Raw genomic sequence first — 23982 nt, 5'->3', positions numbered from 1 at the left:
CGCCCTGATCAGCGGAACACGACGGTGCGGTTGCCGTTGAGCTGGACGCGGCGCTCGCTGTGCCACTTCACCGCGCGGGCCAGCACCTGCGCCTCGACGTCGCGCCCGAGGGCGGCCAGGTCGTCGGGCCGCAGGGAGTGGTCGGCGCGGGCGACGTCCTGCTCGATGATCGGCCCCTCGTCGAGGTCGGCCGTGACGTAGTGCGCGGTGGCGCCGATCAGCTTGACCCCGCGCTCGTGCGCCTGGTGGTAGGGCCGCGCGCCCTTGAACCCCGGCAGGAACGAGTGGTGGATGTTGATCGCCCGCCCCTCCAGCCGTTTGCACATGTCGTCCGACAGCACCTGCATGTAGCGGGCGAGCACCACCAGGTCGATCCGGTGCTCCTCGGCCAGTTCGAGGACGCGCGCCTCCGCCTCGGCCTTGGTGCCGGGGGTGACCGGCACGTGGTGGAACGGGATGCCGTACGTCTCGGCGAGCCCGGCGAAGTCGGCGTGGTTGGAGACGATGGCCGGCACCTCGATGTTCAGCGCGCCCACGCGCCACCTGAACAGCAGGTCGTTCAGGCAGTGCCCGAACTTCGACACCATGATCAGGGTGCGGGTGGGCGTCGCCGGGTCCTCCAGCCGCCACGCCATCCGGAACTCCCGCGCGACCGGCTCGAACGCCTCCCGCATCTCGTCGACGCTCGCGTCCGGGCCGGTGACGTCGTAGTGCACACGCATGAAGAAGCGGCCCTGGAGCCGGTCGTCGAACTGCTGGCTCTCGAGGATGTTGCCCGCCTGCTGGACGAGGAAGCCGCTGACCGCGTGCACGATGCCGGGCTGATCCTGGCAGGCCAGCGTCAGGAGGAACTCGCGGTGGGACATGGAGGCTCCAGCGCTCGCGTTGCGTATGGTGCAACGTGTTTACCTATGCGCATCAGAATGCCGTCCCGTGCCGACGTCGGTCAAGGCCCTTCAAAGCTCTGTCCCGGATCTCGGTAGGCGGTTACTTTTCGGCGTTTTGTGAGGTACCTTCCGTTAACTCCCGCGACTCGCGGACGGGCCGGGCGGCCCGGCGTACAGGGTGTTCCGCGCACGACGGCGCAGGTCGTCGCGAGGGTATCGACCTCTGAACGATCTGCCCTTGATGTCGCGAAGGCCTTGACTGGGTGAACGCGAGGGGTCGATTCTGTTCCCTATCGAGCATTGTGGTGCGTATCACGCAACGCATCTCGCGATGGTGCGAAGGGCGGCCTGCTGGTGGCAGATCTTTATCTCGGTGGCTGTTGGCGTGATCCCGTCGCGGGCGGAACCCGCGAGATCCGCTCGCCCGCGGACGGGACCCCGGTGGCGACGGTGGACGAAGGCGGCCGCGCGGACACGGAGATCGCGATCGCCGAGGCCCGGCGGGCGTTCGACGAAGGCCCCTGGCCCACCACTCCGGAACGGGAGCGCGGCGCGCTGCTGCTGCGCGTCGCCGACCTGCTGGAGCGCGAGAAGAAGGACTTCGCCCGCGCCGAGTCGCTCGACACCGGCAAGCGCCTGGTCGAGAGCGAGTACGACGTCGACGACGTCGTCGCCTGCTTCCGCTACTTCGGCGGCATCGCCGGGACGGACGTCGGCCGCGTCGTCGACACCGGCCGCGACGACGCCGTCAGTCGCGTGGTGTACGAGCCGGTCGGGGTGTGCGGCCTGATCACTCCGTGGAACTACCCGCTGCTCCAGGCGGCCTGGAAGGTCGCCCCGGCGCTCGTCGCGGGCAACACCTTCGTCCTGAAGCCGAGCGAGCTCACGCCGTCGACCGCCATCATGCTCATGCGCGTGCTGGAGGAGGCGGGGCTCCCCGCCGGCGTCGCCAACCTCGTGCTCGGCGCGGGGGCCGAGGCCGGCGCGCCGCTCGCCGAGCACCCCGGCGTCGACCTGGTGTCGTTCACCGGCGGGTCGGCAACCGGGCGGCTGATCATGGCGGCGGCCGCGCGCACGGTGAAGAAGGTCGCCCTGGAACTGGGCGGCAAGAACCCCAACATCGTCTTCGCCGACGCCGACTTCGAGACCGCCGTCGACTTCGCGCTCACCGCCGTCTTCCTCCACTCCGGCCAGGTCTGCTCCGCGGGCGCCCGGCTGCTGGTCGAGGACTCCCTGCACGACGCCTTCGTGGAGGAGGTCGTACGGCGCGCCGGGCGCATCCGGCTCGGCGGCCCCTTCGACCCCGAGGCCGAGACGGGACCACTGATCTCCGCCGAGCACCTCGCCAAGGTCGAGGCCTACGTCGCCGCCGGCGTCGCGGAGGGCGCGGTGCTGCGCTGCGGCGGGCGGCGGCTCCCCGGCCCCGGCAACTTTTACCCGCCCACGGTGCTGGACGAGTGCTCCCGGGACATGAAGGTGGTGCGGGAGGAGTCGTTCGGCCCGGTGCTCACCGTCGAGCGCTTCGACGGTGAGGACGAGGCGGTGCGTCTGGCCAACGACACCGACTACGGGCTGGCCGGGGCCGTGTGGACGCAGGACGCGGGCAAGGCCCAGCGGGTCGCCCGGCGGCTGCGCCACGGCACCGTGTGGATCAACGACTACCACCCTTACGTCCCGCAGGCGGAGTGGGGCGGCTTCAAACAGTCCGGCGTCGGCCGCGAGCTGGGGCAGGCCGGTCTCGGCGAGTACCGCGAGATCAAACACGTGTGGCAGAACGTCCGGCCCCGTCCCCAACGGTGGTTCCGCGGCTAGCCGGAGGAATACCCGATCCCCCACCAGGACCGTGAGGTGGTCATGACCATGACGTCGCCGATCCAACAGACAATGACCGGCACCCCCACGCCGGGCGACGACCGGGCCGTCCTGAACGTGCGCGGTCTGTGGAAGATCTTCGGCCCCCGCTCCGAGAAGATCGTCGGCACTCCGTTGGAGCGGCTCTCCCGGACCGAGCTGAGGGAGAGGACGGGCTGCGTGGCGGGCGTGCGCGACGTGTCGTTCAGCGTGCGGCCCAACGAGGTGTTCGTCGTCATGGGCCTGTCCGGCTCGGGCAAGTCCACCCTGGTCCGCTGCCTGACCCGCCTGATCGAGCCGACGGCCGGGCAGGTGCTGCTGGACGGCGAGGACATCCGCCAGGTGGGCGACAAACAGCTGCGCGAGCTGCGCCGCCGCCGGTTCGGCATGGTCTTCCAGCACTTCGGGCTGCTGCCGCACCGCTGCGTGCTGGACAACGTCGCCTACGGCCTCGAGATCCGCGGCATGAAGAAGGACGAGCGCTACCGCAGGGCCCGCGAGATGGTCGAGCTGGTCGGCCTGTCGGGATGCGAGGGGTCCTACCCCGACCAGCTGTCGGGCGGCATGCAGCAGCGCGTCGGCCTGGCCCGCGCGCTCGCCGTCGACCCGGAGGTGCTGTTCTTCGACGAGCCGTTCTCGGCCCTGGACCCGCTGATCCGGCGAGACATGCAGAACGAGGTCATCCGGCTGCACCACGAGGTCGGCAAGACGATGATCTTCATCACCCACGATCTCAGCGAGGCGCTCAAGCTCGGCGACCGCATCCTCATCATGCGCGACGGCGAGCTGGTCCAGATGGGCGCGCCGGACGAGGTCGTCGGCGCCCCCGCCGACGACTACGTGCGGGACTTCGTCCAGGACGTCCCTCGCTCCCACGTGCTGACCACCCGGTGGATCATGCGCCCGCCCCGGCCCGACGAGCCGCTGGACGGGCCCGAGCTCGGGCCGGACATGGTGGTCCGCGACGCCGTGCAGACCGTCCTGCGGGCCACCCGCCCGGTCAAGATCGTCTCCGGCGGTGAGCTGCTCGGCGTGGTGACCAGCGAGGAGATCCTGGCGGTCATCGCCGGGCCCGGCGAAGGGCACGAGCGGTGACGGCGCTGACGTCGTTCACCTCGGCCGCCGCGAGCCTGCGGCGGCGACCCGCCCTGCGCCGTCCCCACCTGCTCGCCGCGGTCGTCGTCGCGTGGCTGGTGATCTGGCTGTTCCTGCGGGGCCGCGACACCCTCCCGCTGGCCGGCGCCGACCTGACCCCGCTGCACGTGAAGATCAACGCGGTCACCGACGCCATCGACGACTCCCGCAACGAGAACCCCTTCTTCCTGTACTTCATCAACTACTTCCGGCTCTTCATCGACGAGTTCGTCACCTTCATCCAGGCGCTGATCAGCCAGCCTTCCTTCGGCAGGCCGGTGCCCGTGGTCGGCTGGCTCGGTGTGGTCTCCATCGCCACCGCCGTGGCCTGGCTGTACGGCAACGCCAGGGTGGCGCTGCTGACCGCCGCCGGTTTCGTGTCCTTCGGGCTGCTCGGCCTGTGGCAGGAGAGCATGGACACGCTGGCGCTGACGCTGGCCGCCGTCGCGCTGTCGCTGCTGGTCGGCATCCCGCTCGGGATCTGGGCGGGGCTGAGCGACCGCTTCGACCGGCTCGTCAGCCCGGTGCTCGACTTCATGCAGACGATGCCGACGTTCGTGTACCTCGCGCCCCTCACGCTCTTCTTCCTCATCGGGCCGGCGAGCGCGACCGTGGCGACGATGGTCTACTCGATCCCGCCCGCGATCCGCATCACCTCGCACGCGATCAGGGAGGTGCCGTCCCCGACGCTGGAGGCCAGCACCTCGCTGGGAGCCACCGGGTGGCAGCTGCTCGGCAAGGTGCGGCTGCCGATGGCCAAGCGCACCATCATCGTCGGGGTCAACCAGACGATCATGGCGGCGCTGTCGATGGCCACCATCGCCGCCCTCATCGACGCGCCCGGGCTGGGCAAGACCGTCCTGAAGGCGCTGGAGACCCTCGACGTCGGCACGGCCTTCAACGCGGGCCTCGCCATCGTGATCATGGCGATCGTGCTCGACCGGGTCACCACGGCGGCCGGACGCCGCGTGGAGGACGGTCGCCGTCCCGGCCGCGCCGCCCGCGGCCCGATGTGGCGGCGGGTCCAGGTCGCCGGCACGCTCGCGGTCGCCGCGGTGCTCACCTACCTCTCCTACGTCTACGTGTGGGCCGCGGAGTTCTCCGGCGACGCCGACCTCGGCGCGTACGTGCGCCGGGCCGCCGACGCCGCGAGCCAGTGGACGCAGGACAGCCTGTACACCTACACCAACGCCTTCAAGAACTTCACCACCCACGCCCTGCTCAACCCGTTCGAGACGCTGCTCGCCGGGTCCCCCTGGTGGCTGGTCGGCCTCGTGGTCGTGGCGTTCGCCGCGATCCTGTCGAACGTCCGGGTGGCGCTGGTGTGCGCCGTGTGCGTCGGCGTGCTCGTCGGGCTCGGCGTGTGGCAGGACAGCATGGTCACGCTGGCCTCGACGCTGGTCGCGACCATCCTGGTGATGATCCTCGGCGTGGCCGTGGGAGTCTGGATGGGACGCAGTGACCGGGCCGACCGGGTGATACGACCGGTGCTCGACGCCGGGCAGACCATGCCCGCCTTCGTGTACCTGGTCCCGATCCTCGGCCTGTTCGGGGCGAGCCGGTTCACGGCGATCGTCGCCGCCGTCGTGTACGCCGCGCCGGTCACCGTCAAGCTCGTCGCCGACGGCATGCGGGGCGTCGCGGCGGGCGCGGTGGAGGCGGCCACGGCGGCCGGTTCGAGCACCTGGCAGCTGATCTCGAAGGTGCAGCTGCCGATGGCGCGCAGCTCGGTGGCGCTGGCCGCGAGCCAGGGCGTGTGCTACGTGCTCGCCATGGTCGTCGTGGGCGGCCTGGTCGGCGCGGGCGCGCTCGGATACGACGTGGTGGCCGGGTTCTCGCAGCTCGACCTGCGCGGCAAGGGGCTCGCGGCGGGCCTGGCGATCGTCGTTCTCGGCATCATGCTCAACCGCGTCACCATGACCGCGGCCCGCCGGGCCGAGGTCTCGGCGCACGGAAGGCACTGACCGGGCGTACGGCACGGGGGAGACACATGGTTCCCGCCGCCGGTCCGAGCGGCGGCGGGTGAACGGCCGCCCCCTCGGCGGCTTGGACTCAGGAGGACCCTGGTGAGATTTACGAGATTCGCGGGGATGCGGGTGGTCGCGCTCGCCTCCACCGCCGGCCTCCTCGTCTCCGCGTGCGGTGGCGCGAAGGTGGGGGAGAGCCCGTCGACGTCCGGTCAGGGCGGCGCCGCGGGCGGCAAGTCGTGCGGCACGTTCAACCTCGCCATCAACCCCTGGGTGGGATACGAGGCCAACGCGGCCGTGATCGCCTACGTCGCCCAGAAGCAGCTCGGCTGCACGGTGAAGAAGAAGGACCTCAAGGAGGAGGTGGCCTGGCAGGGCTTCGCGACCGGCGAGGTCGACGCGGTCGTGGAGAACTGGGGCCACCCGGACCTGAAGAAGAAGTACATCGACGACCAGAAGGTCGCCGAGGACGCCGGCCCCACGGGCAACAAGGGCGTCATCGGCTGGTACGTGCCGCCGTGGATGGCCCAGAAGTACCCCGACATCACCGACTGGAAGAACCTCAACAAGTACGCCGGCCTGTTCAAGACCTCCGAGTCCGGCGGCAAGGGCCAGTTGCTCGACGGCGATCCCTCGTTCGTGACCAACGACGCCGCCCTGGTGAAGAACCTGAAGCTGGACTACAAGGTCGTCTACGCCGGCAGCGAGGCGGCGCTGATCACCGGGTTCCGCCAGGCCGAGGCGCAGAAGAAGCCCATGATCGGCTACTTCTACGAGCCGCAGTGGTTCCTGTCGGAGGTGAAGCTCGTCAAGGTGAACCTGCCGGCCTGGACCGAGGGCTGCGACGCCGACGCCGCCAAGGTGGCCTGCGACTACCCGCCGTACGCGCTGAACAAGATCGTGAGCAAGAGGTTCGCCGACTCCGGCAGCCCGGCCTACCGGCTGGTCAAGAACTTCACCTGGACCAACGACGACCAGAACCTCGTGGCCAAGTACATCGCCGAGGACAAGATGACCCCCGACGAGGCCGCCAAGAAGTGGGTGGAGGCCAACCCCGACAAGGTCAAGGCCTGGCTCGCGAGCAAGTGATCATCGGCGGCCTCGGCCGGGCCGCCGAGGCTACCGCCGCACCCCGGCGCCGGCTCCGCCGTAGCCCGCCCCCACCGTTCCGGCGCCGTTCGAAGGCACCGGGCGAGTGAGGAGGGCGGGGCCGGTCCGGGTTCGACCCGGGGCGGGGCCTCCTGGGCTCCTCTCGGCGCCGGGGCGGTGGGGACGATCTACGGCGAAGGCGGCGCCGTTGTGCGGTGGGGTGGTGGACCGGGGCGGAGGGGCTGGGGCCCCGTCGGGGCATCGGGCGCGGTGGGACGTCGTAGGGCGTTCCTGCCGCGCCCGATACGTGTGTGTATGGGAGGCAAATTCGCAGTTGGGGCTTCTTGACAGCGGGATTCCCAGGAGACAATCTGTTGCGAGAAGCGCACTACGTTTCAAATTACGCAACGGCGGAGGAGTGTATGGCAGGCCCACGCGTCGTCATCATCGGAGCGGGAGTAGTCGGGGCCGCCCTCGCCGACGAGCTCTCGGCCAGGGGCTGGGACGACATCACCGTCGTCGACCAGGGTTCCGTCCCCGCCACCGGCGGATCGTCCTCGCACGCCCCCGGGCTGGTCTTCCAGGCCAACTCGTCCAAGACCATGACCGAGATGGCCCGCTACACCGTCGAGAAGTTCGTGGCCCTGGACAGCTTCCTCCAGGTCGGCGGCCTGGAGGTCGCCACCACCCCCGAAAGGCTCACCGAGCTCCACCGGCGGCACGGCTGGATCACCGCCTGGGGAGTCGAGGCCCGGCTGCTCACCCCCGCCGAGTGCGTCGAGAAGCACTCCCTGCTCGACCCCGACCGCGTCCTCGGCGGCCTGTACGTGCCCACCGACGGCCTGGCCAAGGCCGTGCCCGCCGTCGAGGCGCAGCTCCGCCTGGCGGCCGGGCGCGGCGTGCGCGTCCTCGAACGGCACGAGGTCCTCGACGTCCGGGTCGCCGACGGCGCGGTGGCCGCCGTCGTCACCGACCAGGGCGAGATCCCCGCCGACCTCGTCGTCTGCTGCGCCGGCATCTGGGGCCCCAAGGTCGCGGGCATGGTCGGCATGGCGCTCCCGCTGACCCCGCTCGCCCACCAGCTCGCCTGGACGGCCCCGGTCCCCGCCCTCGCCGGGCACGCCGAGGAGGCCTCCCGCCCGATCCTGCGCCACCAGGACGCCGACCTGTACTACCGGGAGAAGTTCGACCGGCTCGGCATCGGCTACTACGGCCACCGGCCGATGCCGGTCCGCGCCGAGGACATCGCCAGACCCGACGAGGCCGAGGTCATGCCGTCGGTGCTGAGGTTCACCGAGGACGACTTCGCGCCCGCCTGGACCGAGACCCAGTCGCTGCTGCCCTCCACCAAGGAGTCGGCGCTCGAGGAGGGCATCAACGGCCTGTTCTCCTTCACCGCCGACGGCATGCCGCTGATGGGCGAGTCGCCGCAGGTCAAGGGCTTCTGGGTGGCCGAGGCGGTCTGGGTGACCCACTCGGCGGGCGTGGGGCGGGCGATGGCCGAGTGGCTGGTCGACGGCCACTGCTCGACGTTCGACCTGCACGAGTGCGACGTCAACAGGTTCGAGCCCCACCAGCTCGCCCCGGAGTACGTGCTGGCCCGCGACTGTCAGAGCTTCGTCGAGGTCTACGACATCATCCACCCGCTGCAGCCGCCGGAGAACCTGCGCCCGCTGCGCACCAGCCCCTTCTACACCCGGCAGCGCGAGCTGGAGGCGGTCTTCCTGGAGGCGAACGGCTGGGAGCGCCCGCAGTGGTACGGCGCGAACGCCGCCCTGGCCGAGGGCCGCGACATCCCGTACCCCGGCGACTGGGCCGCCCGCTACTGGTCGCCCATCGTCGGCGCCGAGGCGCAGGCCTCCCGCGAGGGGGTCGCCATGTACGACATGACCGCCCTCAAACGGCTGGAGGTCGCCGGCCCGGGAGCGGCGGCCTTCCTGCAGCGCCTGACCACCGGCGACGTCGGCAAGTCCGTCGGCTCGGTCACCTACTGCCTGCTGCTGGACACCGACGGCGGCATCCGCAGCGACATCACCGTCGCCCGCCTCGGCGGGGACCTCTTCCAGGTCGGCGCGAACGGCAACCTCGATCTCGACTGGTTCCACCGGCACCTGCCGTCCGACGGCTCCGTCGCCGTCCGCGACATCACCGCCGGCACCTGCTGCATCGGCCTGTGGGGCCCCCGCGCCCGCGACGTGATCAGCCCGCTGACCGCCGCCGACTTCTCCCGCGAGGGCTTCCGCTATTTCCGGGCCAAGCGGGCCCACATCGGCTCGGTGCCGGTCACCGCGCTGCGCCTGTCGTACATTGGCGAGCTCGGCTGGGAGCTCTACACGACCGCGGACATGGGCCTGAAACTGTGGGACACCCTGTGGGAGGCCGGACGGCCGTACGGCGTCCTGGCGGGCGGGCGCGGCGCGTTCAACAGCCTGCGCCTGGAGAAGGGCTACCGCTCCTTCGGCACCGACATGACCTTCGAGCACGACCCCTACGAGGCGGGCCTCGCCTTCGCGGTCAAGGAGGACAAGGGCGACTTCGTCGGCCGCGCCGCCCTGGCCGAGCGCAAGGCGGCCGTCCGCCGCAGGCTGACCTGCCTGACGATCGACGGCCCGCAGGCCGTGGTGATGGGCAAGGAGCCGGTGTACGACGGCGGGCGCTGTGTCGGCTACGTCACCAGCGCCGCCTATGGTTACACCATCGGCAAGGGCATCGCCTACGCCTGGCTGCCGGCCGAGCTGTCCACCCCCGGCCAGGTCGTCCACATCGGTTACTTCGACCGCCGCGTCCCCGCGACCGTCGCGGAGGAGCCTCTCTACGACCCGGCGATGGAACGCCTGCGCGGCTAGGGACGAATGGAGACAGACATCATGAGCGCACCCGAATCACAGGCGGACCTGCCCCTGGGCGAGGTCGACCCGGAGGTCGCGGCGGCGATCGACGCCGAGCTGCGCCGGCAGCGTTCCACGCTGGAGATGATCGCCTCGGAGAACTTCGCGCCACAGGCGGTCATGCGGGCGCAGGGATCGGTCCTGACCAACAAGTACGCCGAGGGGTACCCCGGCAGGCGGTACTACGGCGGCTGCGAGCACGTCGACGTCGTCGAGAGCCTCGCCATCGAGCGGGTGAAGGCCCTGTTCGGCGCGGAGGCGGCCAACGTCCAGCCCCACTCGGGCGCTCAGGCCAACGCCGCCGCCATGGCGGCGCTGCTGGAGCCGGGCGACACCATCCTCGGCCTCGACCTCGCCCACGGCGGCCACCTCACCCACGGCATGCGCATCAACTTCTCCGGCCGGCTCTACCGCGTGGTGGCCTACCACGTGCGCGAGAGCGACAACCTGGTCGACATGGACGAGGTGGCGCGGCTCGCCCGCGAGCACCGGCCCAAGCTGATCATCGCCGGCTGGTCGGCCTACCCCCGCCACCTCGACTTCGCCGCCTTCCGGGCCGTCGCCGACGAGGTCGGGGCCTACCTGCTGGTCGACATGGCGCACTTCGCCGGCCTGGTCGCCGCCGGGCTGCACCCCTCGCCGGTGCCCCACGCGCACGTGGTGACCACCACGACCCACAAGACCCTCGGCGGCCCGCGCGGCGGGGTGATCCTCTCCACGGCGGACCTCGCCAAGAAGATCAACTCCTCGGTGTTCCCGGGCCAGCAGGGCGGCCCGCTGGAGCACGTGATCGCCGCCAAGGCCGTGGCGTTCAAGATCGCGGCGGGGGAGTGGTTCCGCGACCGGCAACGGCGCACCCTCGAGGGGGCGCGTCTCCTCGCCGGCCGCCTGCTCGCCGCGGACGCCGCCGAGGCGGGCGTCAAGGTCATCTCCGGCGGCACCGACGTCCACCTCGTCCTGGTCGACCTGCGCGAGTCGGAACTGAACGGCCAGGAGGCGGAGGACCGGCTGCACGCCGTCGGCATCACCGTCAACCGCAACGCCGTCCCCTTCGACCCCCGGCCGCCCATGGTGACCTCGGGCCTGCGGATCGGCACGCCCGCCCTCGCCACGCGCGGCTTCGAGGCCCCGGACTTCGAGGAGGTCGCCGACGTGATCGCCCGCGCGCTGGCCGGCGGCGGCGAGGACGCCCACCTCGCCCACCTGCGCGGACGCGTCGAGGCCCTCGCCGCCAAGCACCCGCTCTACGCCGGCCTCGCCGGGGAGGCCCGATGACCGGCCGGCGGGAGGAGCTTCCCGAGCACGCCGACCACCTGTGGGACAGCCCCGAGCCCCGGAGCTCCTACGACGTGGTGATCGTCGGCGGCGGCGGCCACGGCCTCGCCACCGCGTACTACCTGGCCAAGAACCACGGCATCACCGACGTCGCCGTACTGGAGCGGGGCTGGCTCGCGGGCGGCAACATGGCCCGCAACACCACGATCATCCGGTCCAACTACCTCTGGGACGAGAGCGCGGGCATCTACGAACACGCGCTGAAGCTCTGGGAGGGCCTGGAGGACGACCTCGGGTACCCGCTGCTGTTCAGCCAGCGCGGCGTGCTCAACCTCGCCCACAGCCTGCAGGACGTGCGCGACGGTGTCCGCCGCGTCAACGCCAACCGGCTCAACGGCGTGGACGCCGAGTGGCTGACCCCGGAGGAGGTCAAGGAGGTCTGCCCGATCGTCGACATCTCGCCGGACGTCCGCTACCCGGTGCTCGGCGCGACCTACCAGCCCCGCGCGGGCATCGCCAAGCACGACTACGTCGCCTGGGGGTTCGCCCGCGCGGCGGCGGCGATGGGCGTCCACCTGATCGAGAACTGCGAGGTCACGGGCGTGGAGGTCACCGGCGGCAGGGCCGTCGCCGTGCGGACCACCAGGGGACGCATCGCGGCGGGCACGGTCGCGCTGTGCGCCGCCGGCCACTCCTCGGTGGTGGCGGGGACGGCGGGGGTGGAACTGCCGCTGCAGAGCCACACCCTGCAGGCCCTGGTGTCGGAGCTGCTGGAGCCCGTCCACCCGACCGTCGTGATGTCGAACGCCGTGCACGTCTACGTCAGCCAGGCCCACAAGGGCGAGCTTGTCATGGGCGCCGGCGTCGACGCCGCCAACTCCTACCGGCAGCGCGGCGCCTTCCACATCATCGAGCGGCAGATGGCGGCCGCGCTGGAGCTCTTCCCGGTGTTCGCCCGGGCCCACGTGCTGCGCACCTGGGGCGGCGTCGTCGACGTCACCCCCGACGCCTCGGCCATCATGGGCCTCACCCCGGTCGAGCGGCTGTACGTCAACTGCGGGTGGGGGACGGGCGGCTTCAAGGCCACGCCCGGCGTCGGCTGGTGCTACGCCCACACGATCGCCACCGGCGAGCCGCACCCGCTCAACGCCCCCTTCTCCCTCGAACGTTTCACCACCGGCGCGCTCGTGGACGAGCACGGCGCCGCCGCCGTGGCCCACTGAAGGAGCTCGACCGATGCTGCTGATCCCATGCCCGTGGTGCGGGCCGCGCGACGAGGCAGAGTTCCACTATGGCGGCCAGGCGCACGTCGCCTACCCCGAGAACCCCGCCGCCCTGACCGACGAGGAGTGGGGCCGCTACCTGTTCTTCCGCGACAACCCCAAGGGCTGGTTCGCCGAGCGCTGGAGCCACACGGCCGGCTGCCGCCGCTGGTTCAACCTGGAACGCGACACCGCCACCGGCGAGATCGGCACCGCGTACCGTCCCGGCGAGCCGAGGCCTTCGAAGGAGATCGCATGAGCGGACGGCAGGCCTTCCGGAGGGCGGGCCACGAGGGCGAGATCGTCGGATTCCGGTTCGACGGCCTCGACCACGAGGGATACCGGGGCGACACGCTCGCGGCCGCGCTGCTGGCCAACGGCGTGCGCACCGTGGCGACCAGCGTCAAGCTCGGCCGCCCGCGCGGGATCTTCGGCGCGTGGACCGAGGAGCCCAACGCCCTGGTCCAGATCGAGCACCCCTTCCCCGAGCCGATGCTGCAGGCCACCACCGTCGAGTTGTACGACGGGCTCGTGGCCACCGGGCTGCCGGGCAAGGGACGGCTGGCCGACCGCCCGGACCCGGCCCGCTACGACGCCACGCACGCCCACTGCGACGTGCTGGTCGTGGGCGCCGGGCCCGCCGGGCTCTCCGCCGCCCTGGCCGCCGCCCGGACCGGCGCCCGCGTGATCCTCGCCGACGACCGCCCCGAACCGGGAGGAAGCCTGCCGGACACCGGCGGCGTCGTGGACGGGCGGCCCGCCCGGGACTGGGTGGCCGCCGTCGCCGCCGAGCTGGCGGGGCTGCCCGAGACGCGGGTGCTGCGGCGGACCAGCGTGATCGGCTACTACGACGACAACTACCTGATCGCCGTCGAGCGGCGGGGCGAGCGGGCGGCGAGCCGGGAACGCGTCTGGCGGATCCGCGCCCGCCGCGTCGTCCTCGCCACCGGGGCGCACGAGCGTCCCATCGCCTTCGCGGGCAACGACCGGCCCGGCGTCATGCTGGCCTCGGCCGCGCGGGCGTACGTCAACCGGTACGGCGTGCTTCCCGGCCGCCGCGCCGTGGTGTTCACCTCCGGCGACAGCGCCTACGCCGCCGCCCGCGACCTCGCGGCGGCCGGCGTCGAGATCGCCGCCGTCGCCGACACCCGGCCCGGCGGCGGGGCCTCGGCGGAGTGGGAGAGCCTCCAGGGGTTCGTCGTCACGGGCACGGCCGCCGACGAGGAAGGGGTTCTGCGCTCGGTCACCGTCGCGCCCGCCTCCGGGACCGGATCGGGACGCGAGATCGAGGCCGACCTGCTGCTCGTCTCGGGCGGCTGGAACCCGGCCGTCCACCTGTTCAGCCAGGCCGGGGGCGAGCTGCGCTACGACGAGCGGCTCGGCTCGTTCGTCCCCGGAGCCGTCCGCCAGGCGGTGGAGGTGGCGGGGGCAGCGCGCGGGCTCTCCGGCCTCGAGGGCTGCCTGACCGAGGGAGCCCTGGCCGGGGCGCGGGCGGCGGAGGCCACCGGCTTCCGCGCCGCCGCGCCGCCCGAGGCCACCGGCTTCCGCGCCGCCGACACCACCGCGCCGTCCGAGGCCGCCCCGTCGGACGCCGCCGCGCCGGCCGCCGACGCCACCGCGGACGGCGAGCACGTCTGGCTGGTGCCCGCCGGTGACTACAGCGGCCATTTCGTCGACCTCCAGCGGGACGTCACCGTGGCCGACGTCCTGCGCGCCACCGGGGCCGGGCTGCGATCGGTGGAGCACGTCAAGCGGTACACCACCGCGGGGACCGCCCACGACCAGGGCAAGACCTCCGGCGTCCTGACCAGCGGAGTCGTCGCCCACGCGCTCGGCGTGGACGTCGGCGGGCTCGGCACCACCACCTTCCGCGCCCCGTACACGCCGGTGTCGTTCGCCACCCTCGCCGGGCGCGACAGGGGGGCGCTGCACGACCCCGTCCGCGTCACCCCGCTGCACGAGTGGCACGTCGCGGCGGGCGCGCCGTTCGAGAACGTCGGCCAGTGGAAGCGCCCGTGGTACTACCCGCGGCCCGGGGAGGACATGGAAGCCGCCGTCCTGCGCGAATGCCGGGCCGTGCGCGAGGCGGTGGGCGCCATGGACGCCTCCACCCTCGGCAAGATCGACGTTCAGGGCCCGGACGCCGCCGAGTTCCTCGACCGGCTCTACACGAACATGATGAGCACCCTGAAGGTCGGATCCATCCGCTACGGCGTGATGTGCCGCGCCGACGGCATGGTGTTCGACGACGGCACGGTGATCCGCCTCGCCGACGACCGCTTCCTCGTCACGACGACCACCGGCAACGCCGCGGCCGTCCTCGACTGGATGGAGGAGTGGCTGCAGACCGAGTGGCCGGACCTGCGGGTGTACTGCACCTCGGTCACCGAGCAGTGGGCCACCGTCGCGCTCGCCGGGCCCGGCTCCCGGCAGGTGCTCGCCGGGCTCGCCCCGGACCTGGCCGTCGACAACGCCGCCTTCCCCTTCATGACCTGGCGTGACACCGAGGTGGCCGGCATCCCGGCGCGGGTCTGCCGGATCAGCTTCTCCGGCGAGCTCGCCTACGAGATCAACGTCAGCGCCTGGCACGGCCTCGCCCTCTGGAAGGCGATCATGGGGACCGGCGCCGTCACCCCGTACGGCACCGAGACCATGCACGTGCTGCGCGCCGAGAAGGGGTACCCGATCGTCGGTCAGGACACCGACGGCACCGTCACCCCCGCCGACCTCGGCATGGACTGGGTCATCTCCAAGAAGAAGCCCGACTTCGTCGGCAAGCGGTCGCTCGCCCGCGCCGACACCGTCCGGCCCGACCGCAGGCACCTGGTGGGGCTGCTCCCCGAGGACCCCGGCGTGCTCCTGCCCGAAGGCACCCAGATCGTGGCGTGCGACCGGCTCCCCGAGCCGCCGGTGCCGATGCTCGGCTTCGTCACCTCCGGCTACCGCAGCGCCGCGCTCGGCCGTACGTTCGCGCTCGCGCTGGTCAGCGGTGGGCGCGACCGGATCGGCGAGCGGCTGTACGCGCCGGTCGGCGAGGAGCTGATCCCGGTGACCGTCACCCACCACGTCCTCTACGACCCCAAGGGAGCGCGCCGCGATGGCTGACCGATCGAGCCCGCCGGCCCGGTTCACGCCCGTGTCGAGCCGGAACCTGCGCGTCGAGGAGATCCCCTTCCTCACGCAGGTCAACCTGCGCGTCGACCCCAAGAGCCCGGCCGCCGCCGACATCGCCTTCGCGCTCGGCGTCCCGCTGCCCACCGAGCCCGGCACGTGCGCGAGCGGGGAGGGCGCCGACCTGCTGTGGCTGGGCCCGGACGAGTGGCTGGTCGTCGGGGCGCCCGGCGACGAGTACCTGGAGGCGCGTCTTCGGGCCGCCGCCGGGACCCGGCACGCCGCCGTCACCGACGTCTCCGCGCACCGCACCACCGTGCGCCTGGCCGGGCCGCGCGCTCGCGACGTGCTCGCCCACGGCTGCGCCGTCGACCTGCACCCGCGCGTCTTCGGCCCGGGACGCTGCGTCCAGACCATGCTGGCCCGCGCCCAGGTCGTGCTCGCCGCCAGGGAGGACGAGGACTTCCGGATCTTCGTCCGCTCGTCGTTCGCCGGCTACCTCGCCGACTGGCTGCTCGACGCCGCCACCGAGTACCTCCAGGACGACCCGGCCGGACGGAGCGCATGACCGTCAGCGTCTTCGACCTGTTCAAGGTCGGGATCGGCCCGTCCAGCTCGCACACCGTCGGCCCGATGCGCGCGGCCAGGACCTTCGCCGAGGGCCTCGCGCGCGACGGCCTCCTCCAGGAGGTCACGACGGTCCGGGCCGAGCTGTACGGCTCGCTCGGCGCCACCGGGCACGGGCACGGCAGCCCCAAGGCCGTGCTGCTCGGCCTGTCCGGAGAGGCGCCCGAGACGGTCGACGTCGACGCCGTGGAGCCGCTGCTGCGCCAGATCCGCGAGACCGGCCTCGTGCGGCTGCTCGGCAAGCACGAGATCCGGTTCACCGAGGACGAGCACCTGGTCATGCACCGCCGGCAGCGGCTGCCGTACCACTCCAACGGCATGGTCTTCACCGCGCGCGACGCCGCCGGGGGCGTCGTCCGCGAGCGCACGTACTACTCGGTGGGCGGGGGCTTCGTCGTCGACGAGTCGGCGACCGGCCCCGGCCGGGTGGTGCCCGACACCACCCCCGTGCCGTACCCGTTCAGCACCGGCGCGGGGCTGCTGGCGCACACCAGGGCCACCGGCCTGCCGGTCAGCGCGATCATGCTGGAGAACGAGAAGGCCTGGCGTCCGGAGCGGGAGATCCGCGACCGGCTGCTGGACATCTGGCGGGTGATGCGCGAGTGCGTGGAGCGCGGCTCCAGCAGGGACGGCACGCTGCCCGGCGGGCTCCGGGTGCGCCGCCGCGCCGCCGAGCTGCGCCGCGCGCTGGAGCGGCGGTCGGCCTCCGACGCGGCCGACCCGCTGCGCGCGATGGAGTGGGTCACGCTGTCCGCGCTGGCGGTGAACGAGGAGAACGCCGTCGGCGGCCGGGTGGTCACGGCCCCGACCAACGGCGCGGCGGGCATCGTCCCGGCCGTGCTGAGCTACTACACCCGCTTCGTGCCCGGCGCCGACGACGACGGCGTGGTGCGGTTCCTGCTCACGGCCGGGGCGATCGGGGTGCTGTTCAAGGAGAACGCCTCGATCTCCGGGGCCGAGGTCGGCTGCCAGGGGGAGGTGGGGTCCGCCTGCTCGATGGCCGCCGGAGGGCTCGCCGAGGTGCTCGGCGGGTCACCCGAACAGGTCGAGAACGCCGCCGAGATCGGCATGGAGCACAACCTGGGCCTGACCTGCGACCCGGTGGGCGGACTGGTGCAGATCCCGTGCATCGAACGCAACGCGGTCGCCTCGGTGAAGGCCATCACGGCCGCGCGGATGGCCCTGCACGGCGACGGTGCCCACCACGTCTCCCTCGACCAGGTGATCAAGACGATGCGCGAGACGGGCGCCGACATGAAGATCAAGTACAAGGAGACGGCCCGCGGCGGCCTCGCCGTCAACGTCATCGAGTGCTGACGGCGCGCGCGGCACCAGCACGTCCCGAGCGGATGCTGAGGCGGGTCGTGACGTTGTCCCGCGCCCGACTCCGGCCGCTTCCCGTACGGTTCGGCGGCCCCGCCCGGGGGTGCCGGCGGCCCGTCGGCACCCCCGGGAGCTCAGTGCCCGCGGAGGGTCTCCAGGCGGTCCGAGTCGCAGTGGCGCGGGGCGTTCACCGGATCGCAGCGGGCGGTGAGCCCGTCCGGGAGCTCGGCCACGTAGTCGCTGCCGTAACGGGCGGCCAGGCCGACGGCCGGGAAGTCGGTGCTGACCACCTGCGCGCCGCTCGCCAGCGCGGCCGCGAGCCGGGAGGTGTCACCGGACCTGGCCTCGGTGAACGGCACGTCCGCGCGGGTGCGCACGAAGTACCCCTTCGCCACCAGGTCCTGGATCTGCGCGGTGTTCGCCCCGCCCGGCTCGTTCTGCTCGACGAACGCGGCGTCCGGCCTGCCGGGGCGCGAGTTGGTGAACAGCACCCGGCCCTCGAGGTTCGGACGCCCGTCCGTGTAGGGCCCCTGGACGTCGGCCGCCTGGTTGTCCATCAGGAAGAGCACCTTGCCGCGCGAGGAGGCGAGGGCCGGCCAGCCGTACTTGAGCACCGACTGCTCCAGCGTGAGGCCCGGCCTGCGGATGTCGTCCGGGGTGACCAGCGCGTTCTTCGGGAAGACCGAGCGGATCTCGGCGTCGAGCCGGTCCATCAGCGTGGTGTCCCACTTGGGGCTCTTCGCCCCGCCGAGGGCCTCCATGGCCGGGTCGGTCTGCTTGAACTCCAGCAGGATCGGCACCGGCACGTGCCCCGGGTTGGCCGTGGACCACTCACGCACCTGCCGCAGGCACTTCACCAGCGTGGAGCAGGACGTGCCGTAGTCGTGGTCGGCCCAGTGCAGCACCTTCATGCCCGGCTTGGCGAGGTCGGGGTCCGGGTCGACGGCGAGGCCGGCGTCCCGGCGCACCAGGGGAGCGGTGTAGAGGCCGCCCTGGGGATCGGGGAAGATGTCCAGCTCGATGCTCCGCACCCGCTCGCGCGAGAACTGGACGGGCAGCGCGGCGTGGGAGTAGGCGAGGTTCCACCAGTTCGCGTCGGTTCTGCGCTGGACGTCCTTCTCGGCGTCGGTCAGCTCCCGGTGGTAGCTGTTGTGCGTCGCGATCACCTGGATCTGGTTCAACCGGACCTCCCCGCGGGCCCCTGCCGCGGCGGCGCCGGACGTGGGGACCGCGAGCAGCGCCGCCGCCGCGACCACCGCGGCGACACCCAGGACGATCCGAACAGGACGGGACGGCAACGGGGCCTCCATGGGCACGAGATGTCCGTATGACAAGTCGTAAGCGTGGCCTATCCCGTGATCAAGCAGATGATAAATCCCACTACTCCCGATGAATTCCCAACAAACCACCCATCCCCGGCCCCGCCCGTCCTGCCTCGGCCTACGGTGGACCGTCCTGTCTCCTCGCTTCGGTGTTGTGGTCGATCGGCGCCGGGGCGGTGGGAGGGGGTGCGGCGAAGCCGGCGCCGCCGTACGGCGGGTACCCCCTGTGCCGGCCCGCCGTCCGCCATCAGGCGCACGGCTGCCGTAATGAGGAGGCGGAAAGGTCAGGACCGCCCCTGGTGGGCGTCCAGTGCGGTGCGGAACGCCGCGACGTCCGCGGCCACCTCGGCGGGGCCCGCGCCGGACAGGACGCGGCGCATGAGGGCGGCGCCGATGGCCACCCCGTCCGCGTAGGTCGCGGCCTCCACGGCGTGCTCGGGGCGCGGCGTCTACCGGCCCGGCCAGGCCCTCCCGCCGCAGCGCGAGCCCGCCGCCTCGCTCGGCGGGACCCTGATGACCCTGCGGCAGGCGCTCCGGTCGCTGTCCGACCAGGGGCTGGTCGTCCAGCAGCCCGGCCGGGGCACCTTCGTCAGCCCGCCGCTGGCCGCCTACCGCCTGCAGGCCCTGCGCAGTTTCGCCGACGAGCTGCGCGCGCAGGGATGCGAGGTCACCACCCGGGTGCTGCCGGCCCAGGTCCGCGCAACCTGCGAGACTGATCCCCGAGGGGCGTGGCGGTGGCCTGACGAGGAGCGAGGGTGAGGAAGACTCCGGATGACGAGGAAGGCCGCCGCCCCAAGGGGCGCCCCTCGCGGTCGGAGCGAGGCAATCGAGCACCGTCCGGTCCGTCTCGGGGCTCCCCGGTCCGTCCGGGAGCCGCGCGGTCCGTCTCGGAGTCGCGCGGTCCGTCCGGGAGCCGTCCGGTCCGTCCCGTGGCCCGTCAGACCTGACGAGCCGAGGGGCCGCCGACGGGCAGAAGTTGCCCTTATCCGTGGTGCGCGCGAGTCTCTAGTCTCTCGACATCGGAGGTGTCCATGAAGGTCGTCGGCAGTGCCGTGGTCGGGGCGGAGCGGGGCAGGGTCTGGGCCGCCCTCCAGGACCCCTCGGTCCTCGTGCGCACCATCCCCGGGTGCGAGCGGCTCGAGGCCACCGGCGGCGACACCTACCGCATGACCGTCGCCGCGGGTGTCGCCTCGATCAAGGGCGTCTACCAGGGCGAGGTGGCGCTGTCCGACCCCGAGGAGCCCGAGCGGTTCACCCTCCGCGCGCGCGGCGCCGGAGCGCCCGGCACCGTCGACGCCACCGTGCGCATCACGCTGAGCGAGGTCGACGGCGGCTCCACCCGGGTCGACTACGACGCCGAGGCGATCGTGGGCGGCATGATCGGCGGGGTGGGCCAGCGGATGCTCGGTTCGGTGGCGAAGAAGACCGCCGGGGAGTTCTTCAGCGCCGTCGACCGGCACCTGCACGGCGCGCCCGCGCTCGTGCACGCCGCCGAGACAGCCCCCACCGGGGAGACCGTCCCCGCCGTCGGCACCCTCCCGGCCGCCGGGACCGTCCCCGCCGCAGCGGTCGTGCCCTCGGGCCCGGCGGCCGGATCGTCCTCGGTCGCGGCGCCGGTCGGGCGGCCCGTCGGCGAGACCGTGTACGAACGGCCACGGGGTGAGCGCAGCGCCGAGGCTCGGGTCTGGCCGGTGCTGACGGCCTTCGGCATGGGGGCCGGTGTCGCCCTCGGCAGCGCGGTCATCGGCTGGCTCCTCGGCCGCACCGGCCGGAAAGGCTGACCGTCGCCGGTCGCAAACGCTGGCCGCCGTCCGTCGGCTCCTCGGCTGTGCCCGCCGGAAACGCCGGCCGCCGCCGGTCGGCTCCTCGCCTTCGCCGGTCGGAAAGGCTTGGGCAAGGTTGCCGGAAAGGTTGCGTCAAGGCGTGGCAAGCCGCAGGGCGAGAGGCGACCGGCGTTCACCTGCAGGGAGGCGAGCCGGTGCGGGCCCGCCGATCTTCGCGGAGCCTCGCGGCAAGGGATCTCCGGGCGTAACGTGGAAGGCATGCGAGAGTTCCGCGCGGAGGACGCTCGATCGGAGGCCCGGCGGCTCATCCGTGACCTGCTGGGTGAGGAGCACCCGACGTCCGCCTCGCTGCTCGATGGGGCGAGAGCCGTGCTCGGTGACGACCGCACGGCCCGCTGTGCCGAGCTGGCGCAGGGGGCTCCGCTCACCCGGCGGTCCTGCGAGCTGGCCGCCGTCGCCGGCCTGATCGTCGGCACCGCCGTGCTCGGCGAGGACTGGTGGTCCGCCGGCCGTGGCGGCAAGATCCCGGCGCCTGACGAAGTGCTCGCGTGCAGCACCGCCGTCGAACCCTGGACCGATCTCACCGTGCTCGAGATGCTGGCCGCGTGGATCGCCGACGACGCGGCCGACGCCGCCTGGGGCGCACCGATCGGGTCCGTTGACCTGAACTCCTGGCGGGCCGAGGACCGCATCGATCTGCCCGGCGACGCCGTTCCCGGTGACCGCCTGGTGGTGGCGTTCGACTCCGGCGGACGGGTCGACGCCGTGGTCGTGGAGCGGGCCGGCGGGGTCGGCACCGACCTCGACTTCACCTCGCTCCGCTACTCCAGGCCCGCCGAGGCGCAGTGGAGCTGGGGTGTGGCCGCGGGACTCGGCCCCCACCCCCTGCCCGGCGAGCACCCCGACCCGTACACCGTGACGGTCGACCACGACGCCGGCGAGGTGCTGCGCCGGTGGGCGCTGCGCCACGGCGCCGGCGTCGAATTGGTCGGCGAGCGGTGGCGCGATCGTGCCGACGTGGTGGCCGCCGTCGAGCACGTCGACTGGATGTGGCGCAGCGGCGAGTGGTTCGCCTGGTGGCGCGCCACCTCCGCCCTCGTCAGCGGCGACCCCCTCGACCTGGCCGCCCGCATGCGCGACATCTCGTCCGCCCCCTGACCGCCTTTTCGTGGCCCCGGCCGGGCGCCGGTCGCTCTCCTGCAAGGGCGCGGTGGGGGTGGCCGGCCGTCCTCCTGGAGCGAGCCCCGCAGGGGCACGGTGGCGGCCGGGTGCCGCGGGGCCGGCCGTCCTATTTGGGCATGCCTGCGGCTCCCGGAGGGGAGGCATCGCGGGCGGACGCCCCGTACCCGGCTCAGGCGGGGGAGGCGGTGACCAGGGGAGCGGTCTCCTCGTGGCCGAGGTCGCCGGTGCGGTAGTGGCGCCGGCACAGCACCCGGTAGTGGACCTGCGCGCCGTCGGTGTCGGCGATCACGACCTGCTGGCCGGTGCGCGCCATGACCCCGTCGACCACCCGGGCGTTCAGCCGGCCCTCCCGCCCGCACCAGCACAGCACCTCGACCTGCAGCCGCGACACCTCGTCGGCCAGCTCGAACAGCCGCTGCGCGGCCGGGAACATGCGCGAGCGGAAGTCGGAGGCCAGGCCGAAGGCGTAGACGTCGACGCCGTACTCGTCCACCAGGTCGGCGAGCTGCTCGATCTGGTCCACCGTGTAGAAGCACGCCTCGTCGCAGATCAGGTAGTCGACGCGGTCGTGCGCCAGCACCAGCTCGACCAGGTCGAGGTCGTCGAGGACCTCGATGGCCTCCAGGCCGAGCCCGATCCGGCTGGTGACCTGCGGCCCGCCCGAGCGGTCGTGCTTGGTGAGCACCAGCCCCCGCCGGCCCTGGCGGCTGTGGTTGTAGTTCATCTGCAACGCGAGCGTCGACTTCCCGCAGTCCATCGGACCGTGGAAGAACCTCAGCACGCCGTCACGGCGGGGACTCACCGGCGTACCGGACAGCGCAGACGTTTCACTCACGGCCGGTCAGCATACAGATTCCCGGCCAACCGAGCAGTCCGGGACCTGAGGCGCCTGGCCCCTATCCACCGCAAGGACACCGATCCACCTCTCGGCGCCGGACGGGGACGCTACCACTCAGCCGGTTTCCTGAAACAGAGAGTAAATAAGCTGCCACGGAGTGTAATGTATGCCGCGTGCCGAAACTTGATCACGAACTGCCTATCGAGCTGATCCGTAACTGCCCGGTCACCGCCGTGCAGTTACTGCACGACGCGGCCGGCGTCCAGCCGCCTCCCTTCGCCTCGGCCCGGCTGGAGTCCGTCGACTTCACCCAGGTGGCGCCCGTGGAGTACCGCGCCGATTCCGTGGTGGTGCTGCGAAACCAGTCATCCGAGGCGGTCCTGGCGCTCGTCGTGGAGATCCAGCAGCGGCGGGACCGTCAGAAGCAGTGGAGTTGGCCGGTGTACGTGGCGGCACTGCGGGCCCGGCTCAAGTGCGACACCGCCCTCATGGTGCTCTGTCCGGATCCGGGCGTGGCCAAGTGGTGCGGTCAAACGATCACGCTGGGCCCCAGCGGCTCCATAACCCCGCTCGCGGTGCATCCCGAGCAGATCCCCGTGGTCGCCGACCCGCTCAAGGCTCGCGCGTCCCCCGAACTCGCCGTGCTGTCCGCGGTCTCGCACGGCGACACCGAGACGGGTGGCCCGGTGCTGGAGGCGCTGATACATGGTCTGGAAGCGCTGGACGAAGACCGCGCCCGCCTATATTTGGACTACGTGTTCGACCGGCTACCAGAAGTAGCCCACAAGCTCCTGGAGGACATCGTGAGTGCTGCAGTCCACGAGAACCGCAGCCAGTTCGCCCGCGAGTACGTCAACCGGTGGCACGCGGAGGGGAAAGAAGAGGGACGCCGGAAGGGCCGAGAAGAGGGGCGGAAAGAGGGGCGGGAAGAGGGCCGAGAAGAGGGGCGGGAAGAGGGGCGGGAAGAGGGACGGAAAGAAGGGCGGGAAGAGGGTCTCGCGAAGGGGGAGGCGACTGCCGTCCTGACCGTCCTGGACGCCAGAGGTCTCCACATCCCGGCCGCCGCCCGCGCCCGAATCGCCGGCTGCACCGATCCGGATCTCCTCATGACATGGCTCAGGCGAGCGGTCACCGTGGACTCGGTGGACGACCTTTTCGACTGAGTTCACCCACCCGCGGAGAGAAGGAGAGGTTCTCTACAGAGGCGGGGCATTGAACGTCGGCTCGTGCAATCGGCTTTCCTAGGGTTCCCGGCGGGCAGGGGTCCGGGTGTTCGCGTTCATCTGAGAGGGGCCGGTTGCTTTAGCGGCCTACTCCGCTTCGAGCGGTCACGGGAACCTCTGCCGCATCCTGATGGTGCTCAGGGAAGCCCGCTCGTCGACGGTGGGTACCAGGAGGTCGCTCTCGCCGGTTTCGGGATCGAAGGAGGAGATCCCGTCTTT

Annotated in this window: 18 protein-coding genes and 1 pseudogene; 15 read left to right on the top strand and 4 right to left on the bottom strand. The window is 72.2% G+C overall.

Annotated features, from left to right (window positions below; translation table 11 throughout):
- Window positions 1-8: 8 nt before the first annotated feature.
- Window positions 9-866: a formyltetrahydrofolate deformylase gene (gene purU / locus KIK05_RS39610; RefSeq protein ID WP_214416026.1), complete on the bottom strand. Its 858-nt coding sequence runs from the start codon at window positions 864-866 to the stop codon at window positions 9-11.
- Between the two features lie 375 nt (window positions 867-1241).
- Here purU and KIK05_RS39605 point away from each other — a divergent pair, with 375 nt between their 5' ends.
- From KIK05_RS39605 to KIK05_RS39555, 11 genes are all read left to right on the top strand, one after another.
- A complete protein-coding gene (locus KIK05_RS39605) occupies window positions 1242-2699 on the top strand; it encodes an aldehyde dehydrogenase family protein (RefSeq protein ID WP_308250313.1) in 1458 nt (485 codons plus the stop codon).
- 72 nt (window positions 2700-2771) lie between these two features.
- On the top strand, window positions 2772-3833 hold the full coding sequence (locus tag KIK05_RS39600; RefSeq protein ID WP_214416024.1) for a quaternary amine ABC transporter ATP-binding protein: 1062 nt from the start codon (window positions 2772-2774) through the stop codon (window positions 3831-3833).
- Window positions 3830-5836: an ABC transporter permease subunit gene (locus KIK05_RS39595; RefSeq protein WP_214416023.1), complete on the top strand. Its 2007-nt coding sequence runs from the start codon at window positions 3830-3832 to the stop codon at window positions 5834-5836. Before KIK05_RS39600 ends, KIK05_RS39595 begins: the two co-directional genes overlap by 4 nt.
- Before the next feature lie 102 nt (window positions 5837-5938).
- The gene (locus tag KIK05_RS39590; protein WP_308250312.1) at window positions 5939-6928 is read left to right on the top strand and encodes an ABC transporter substrate-binding protein; all 990 of its coding nucleotides are present in this window, start codon (window positions 5939-5941) and stop codon (window positions 6926-6928) included.
- A gap of 422 nt (window positions 6929-7350) precedes the next feature.
- Window positions 7351-9774, top strand: coding sequence for a GcvT family protein (locus tag KIK05_RS39585; RefSeq protein ID WP_214416022.1), 2424 nt, complete (start codon window positions 7351-7353; stop codon window positions 9772-9774).
- Window positions 9775-9795: 21 nt separating this feature from the next.
- Window positions 9796-11091: a serine hydroxymethyltransferase gene (gene glyA, locus KIK05_RS39580; protein ID WP_214416021.1), complete on the top strand. Its 1296-nt coding sequence runs from the start codon at window positions 9796-9798 to the stop codon at window positions 11089-11091.
- Window positions 11088-12314 carry a sarcosine oxidase subunit beta family protein gene (locus tag KIK05_RS39575; RefSeq protein WP_214416020.1) on the top strand — a complete coding sequence of 409 codons (1227 nt, stop codon included), beginning with the start codon at window positions 11088-11090 and terminating at the stop codon, window positions 12312-12314. Before glyA ends, KIK05_RS39575 begins: the two co-directional genes overlap by 4 nt.
- A 13-nt stretch (window positions 12315-12327) precedes the next feature.
- Window positions 12328-12612: a sarcosine oxidase subunit delta gene (locus tag KIK05_RS39570; RefSeq protein ID WP_214416019.1), complete on the top strand. Its 285-nt coding sequence runs from the start codon at window positions 12328-12330 to the stop codon at window positions 12610-12612.
- A complete protein-coding gene (locus KIK05_RS39565) occupies window positions 12609-15458 on the top strand; it encodes an FAD-dependent oxidoreductase (protein WP_214416018.1) in 2850 nt (949 codons plus the stop codon). The genes KIK05_RS39570 and KIK05_RS39565 overlap by 4 nt, the downstream gene beginning before the upstream one ends.
- Window positions 15451-16032: a sarcosine oxidase subunit gamma gene (locus KIK05_RS39560; protein ID WP_214416017.1), complete on the top strand. Its 582-nt coding sequence runs from the start codon at window positions 15451-15453 to the stop codon at window positions 16030-16032. Before KIK05_RS39565 ends, KIK05_RS39560 begins: the two co-directional genes overlap by 8 nt.
- Complete coding sequence (locus KIK05_RS39555; RefSeq protein ID WP_214416016.1) at window positions 16029-17408, top strand: L-serine ammonia-lyase; 1380 nt, start codon at window positions 16029-16031, stop codon at window positions 17406-17408. The genes KIK05_RS39560 and KIK05_RS39555 overlap by 4 nt, the downstream gene beginning before the upstream one ends.
- Before the next feature lie 140 nt (window positions 17409-17548).
- Here the strand turns inward: KIK05_RS39555 and KIK05_RS39550 are convergent, their stop codons facing one another.
- Together KIK05_RS39550 and KIK05_RS39545 are read right to left on the bottom strand one after the other, a co-directional pair.
- Complete coding sequence (locus KIK05_RS39550; protein ID WP_250564215.1) at window positions 17549-18712, bottom strand: phosphatidylinositol-specific phospholipase C1-like protein; 1164 nt, start codon at window positions 18710-18712, stop codon at window positions 17549-17551.
- A gap of 308 nt (window positions 18713-19020) precedes the next feature.
- The gene (locus tag KIK05_RS39545) at window positions 19021-19164 is read right to left on the bottom strand and encodes a hypothetical protein (RefSeq protein WP_214416015.1); all 144 of its coding nucleotides are present in this window, start codon (window positions 19162-19164) and stop codon (window positions 19021-19023) included.
- Between the two features lie 25 nt (window positions 19165-19189).
- Here KIK05_RS39545 and KIK05_RS39540 point away from each other — a divergent pair.
- From KIK05_RS39540 to KIK05_RS39530, 3 genes and pseudogenes are all read left to right on the top strand, one after another.
- A pseudogene (locus KIK05_RS39540) lies at window positions 19190-19495 on the top strand (GntR family transcriptional regulator); the annotation flags it as partial.
- A gap of 272 nt (window positions 19496-19767) precedes the next feature.
- Entirely contained in the window at window positions 19768-20517 is a 750-nt protein-coding gene (locus tag KIK05_RS39535; protein ID WP_214416014.1) for an SRPBCC family protein, read from the top strand.
- A gap of 261 nt (window positions 20518-20778) precedes the next feature.
- Complete coding sequence (locus KIK05_RS39530) at window positions 20779-21678, top strand: hypothetical protein (RefSeq protein WP_214416013.1); 900 nt, start codon at window positions 20779-20781, stop codon at window positions 21676-21678.
- 193 nt (window positions 21679-21871) lie between these two features.
- On the opposite strand, the gene KIK05_RS39525 is transcribed toward KIK05_RS39530, so the two are convergent.
- Window positions 21872-22537, bottom strand: coding sequence for a thymidine kinase (locus KIK05_RS39525; protein WP_308250311.1), 666 nt, complete (start codon window positions 22535-22537; stop codon window positions 21872-21874).
- A 176-nt stretch (window positions 22538-22713) separates the two neighbouring features.
- Here KIK05_RS39525 and KIK05_RS39520 point away from each other — a divergent pair, with 176 nt between their 5' ends.
- On the top strand, window positions 22714-23703 hold the full coding sequence (locus KIK05_RS39520) for a hypothetical protein (RefSeq protein ID WP_214416012.1): 990 nt from the start codon (window positions 22714-22716) through the stop codon (window positions 23701-23703).
- Window positions 23704-23982 lie beyond the last annotated feature (279 nt).

This window comes from Sphaerisporangium fuscum (assembly GCF_018531465.1).
GTDB lineage: Bacteria > Actinomycetota > Actinomycetes > Streptosporangiales > Streptosporangiaceae > Sphaerisporangium > Sphaerisporangium fuscum.
This window is presented reverse-complemented; position numbering and strand designations above follow the sequence as displayed.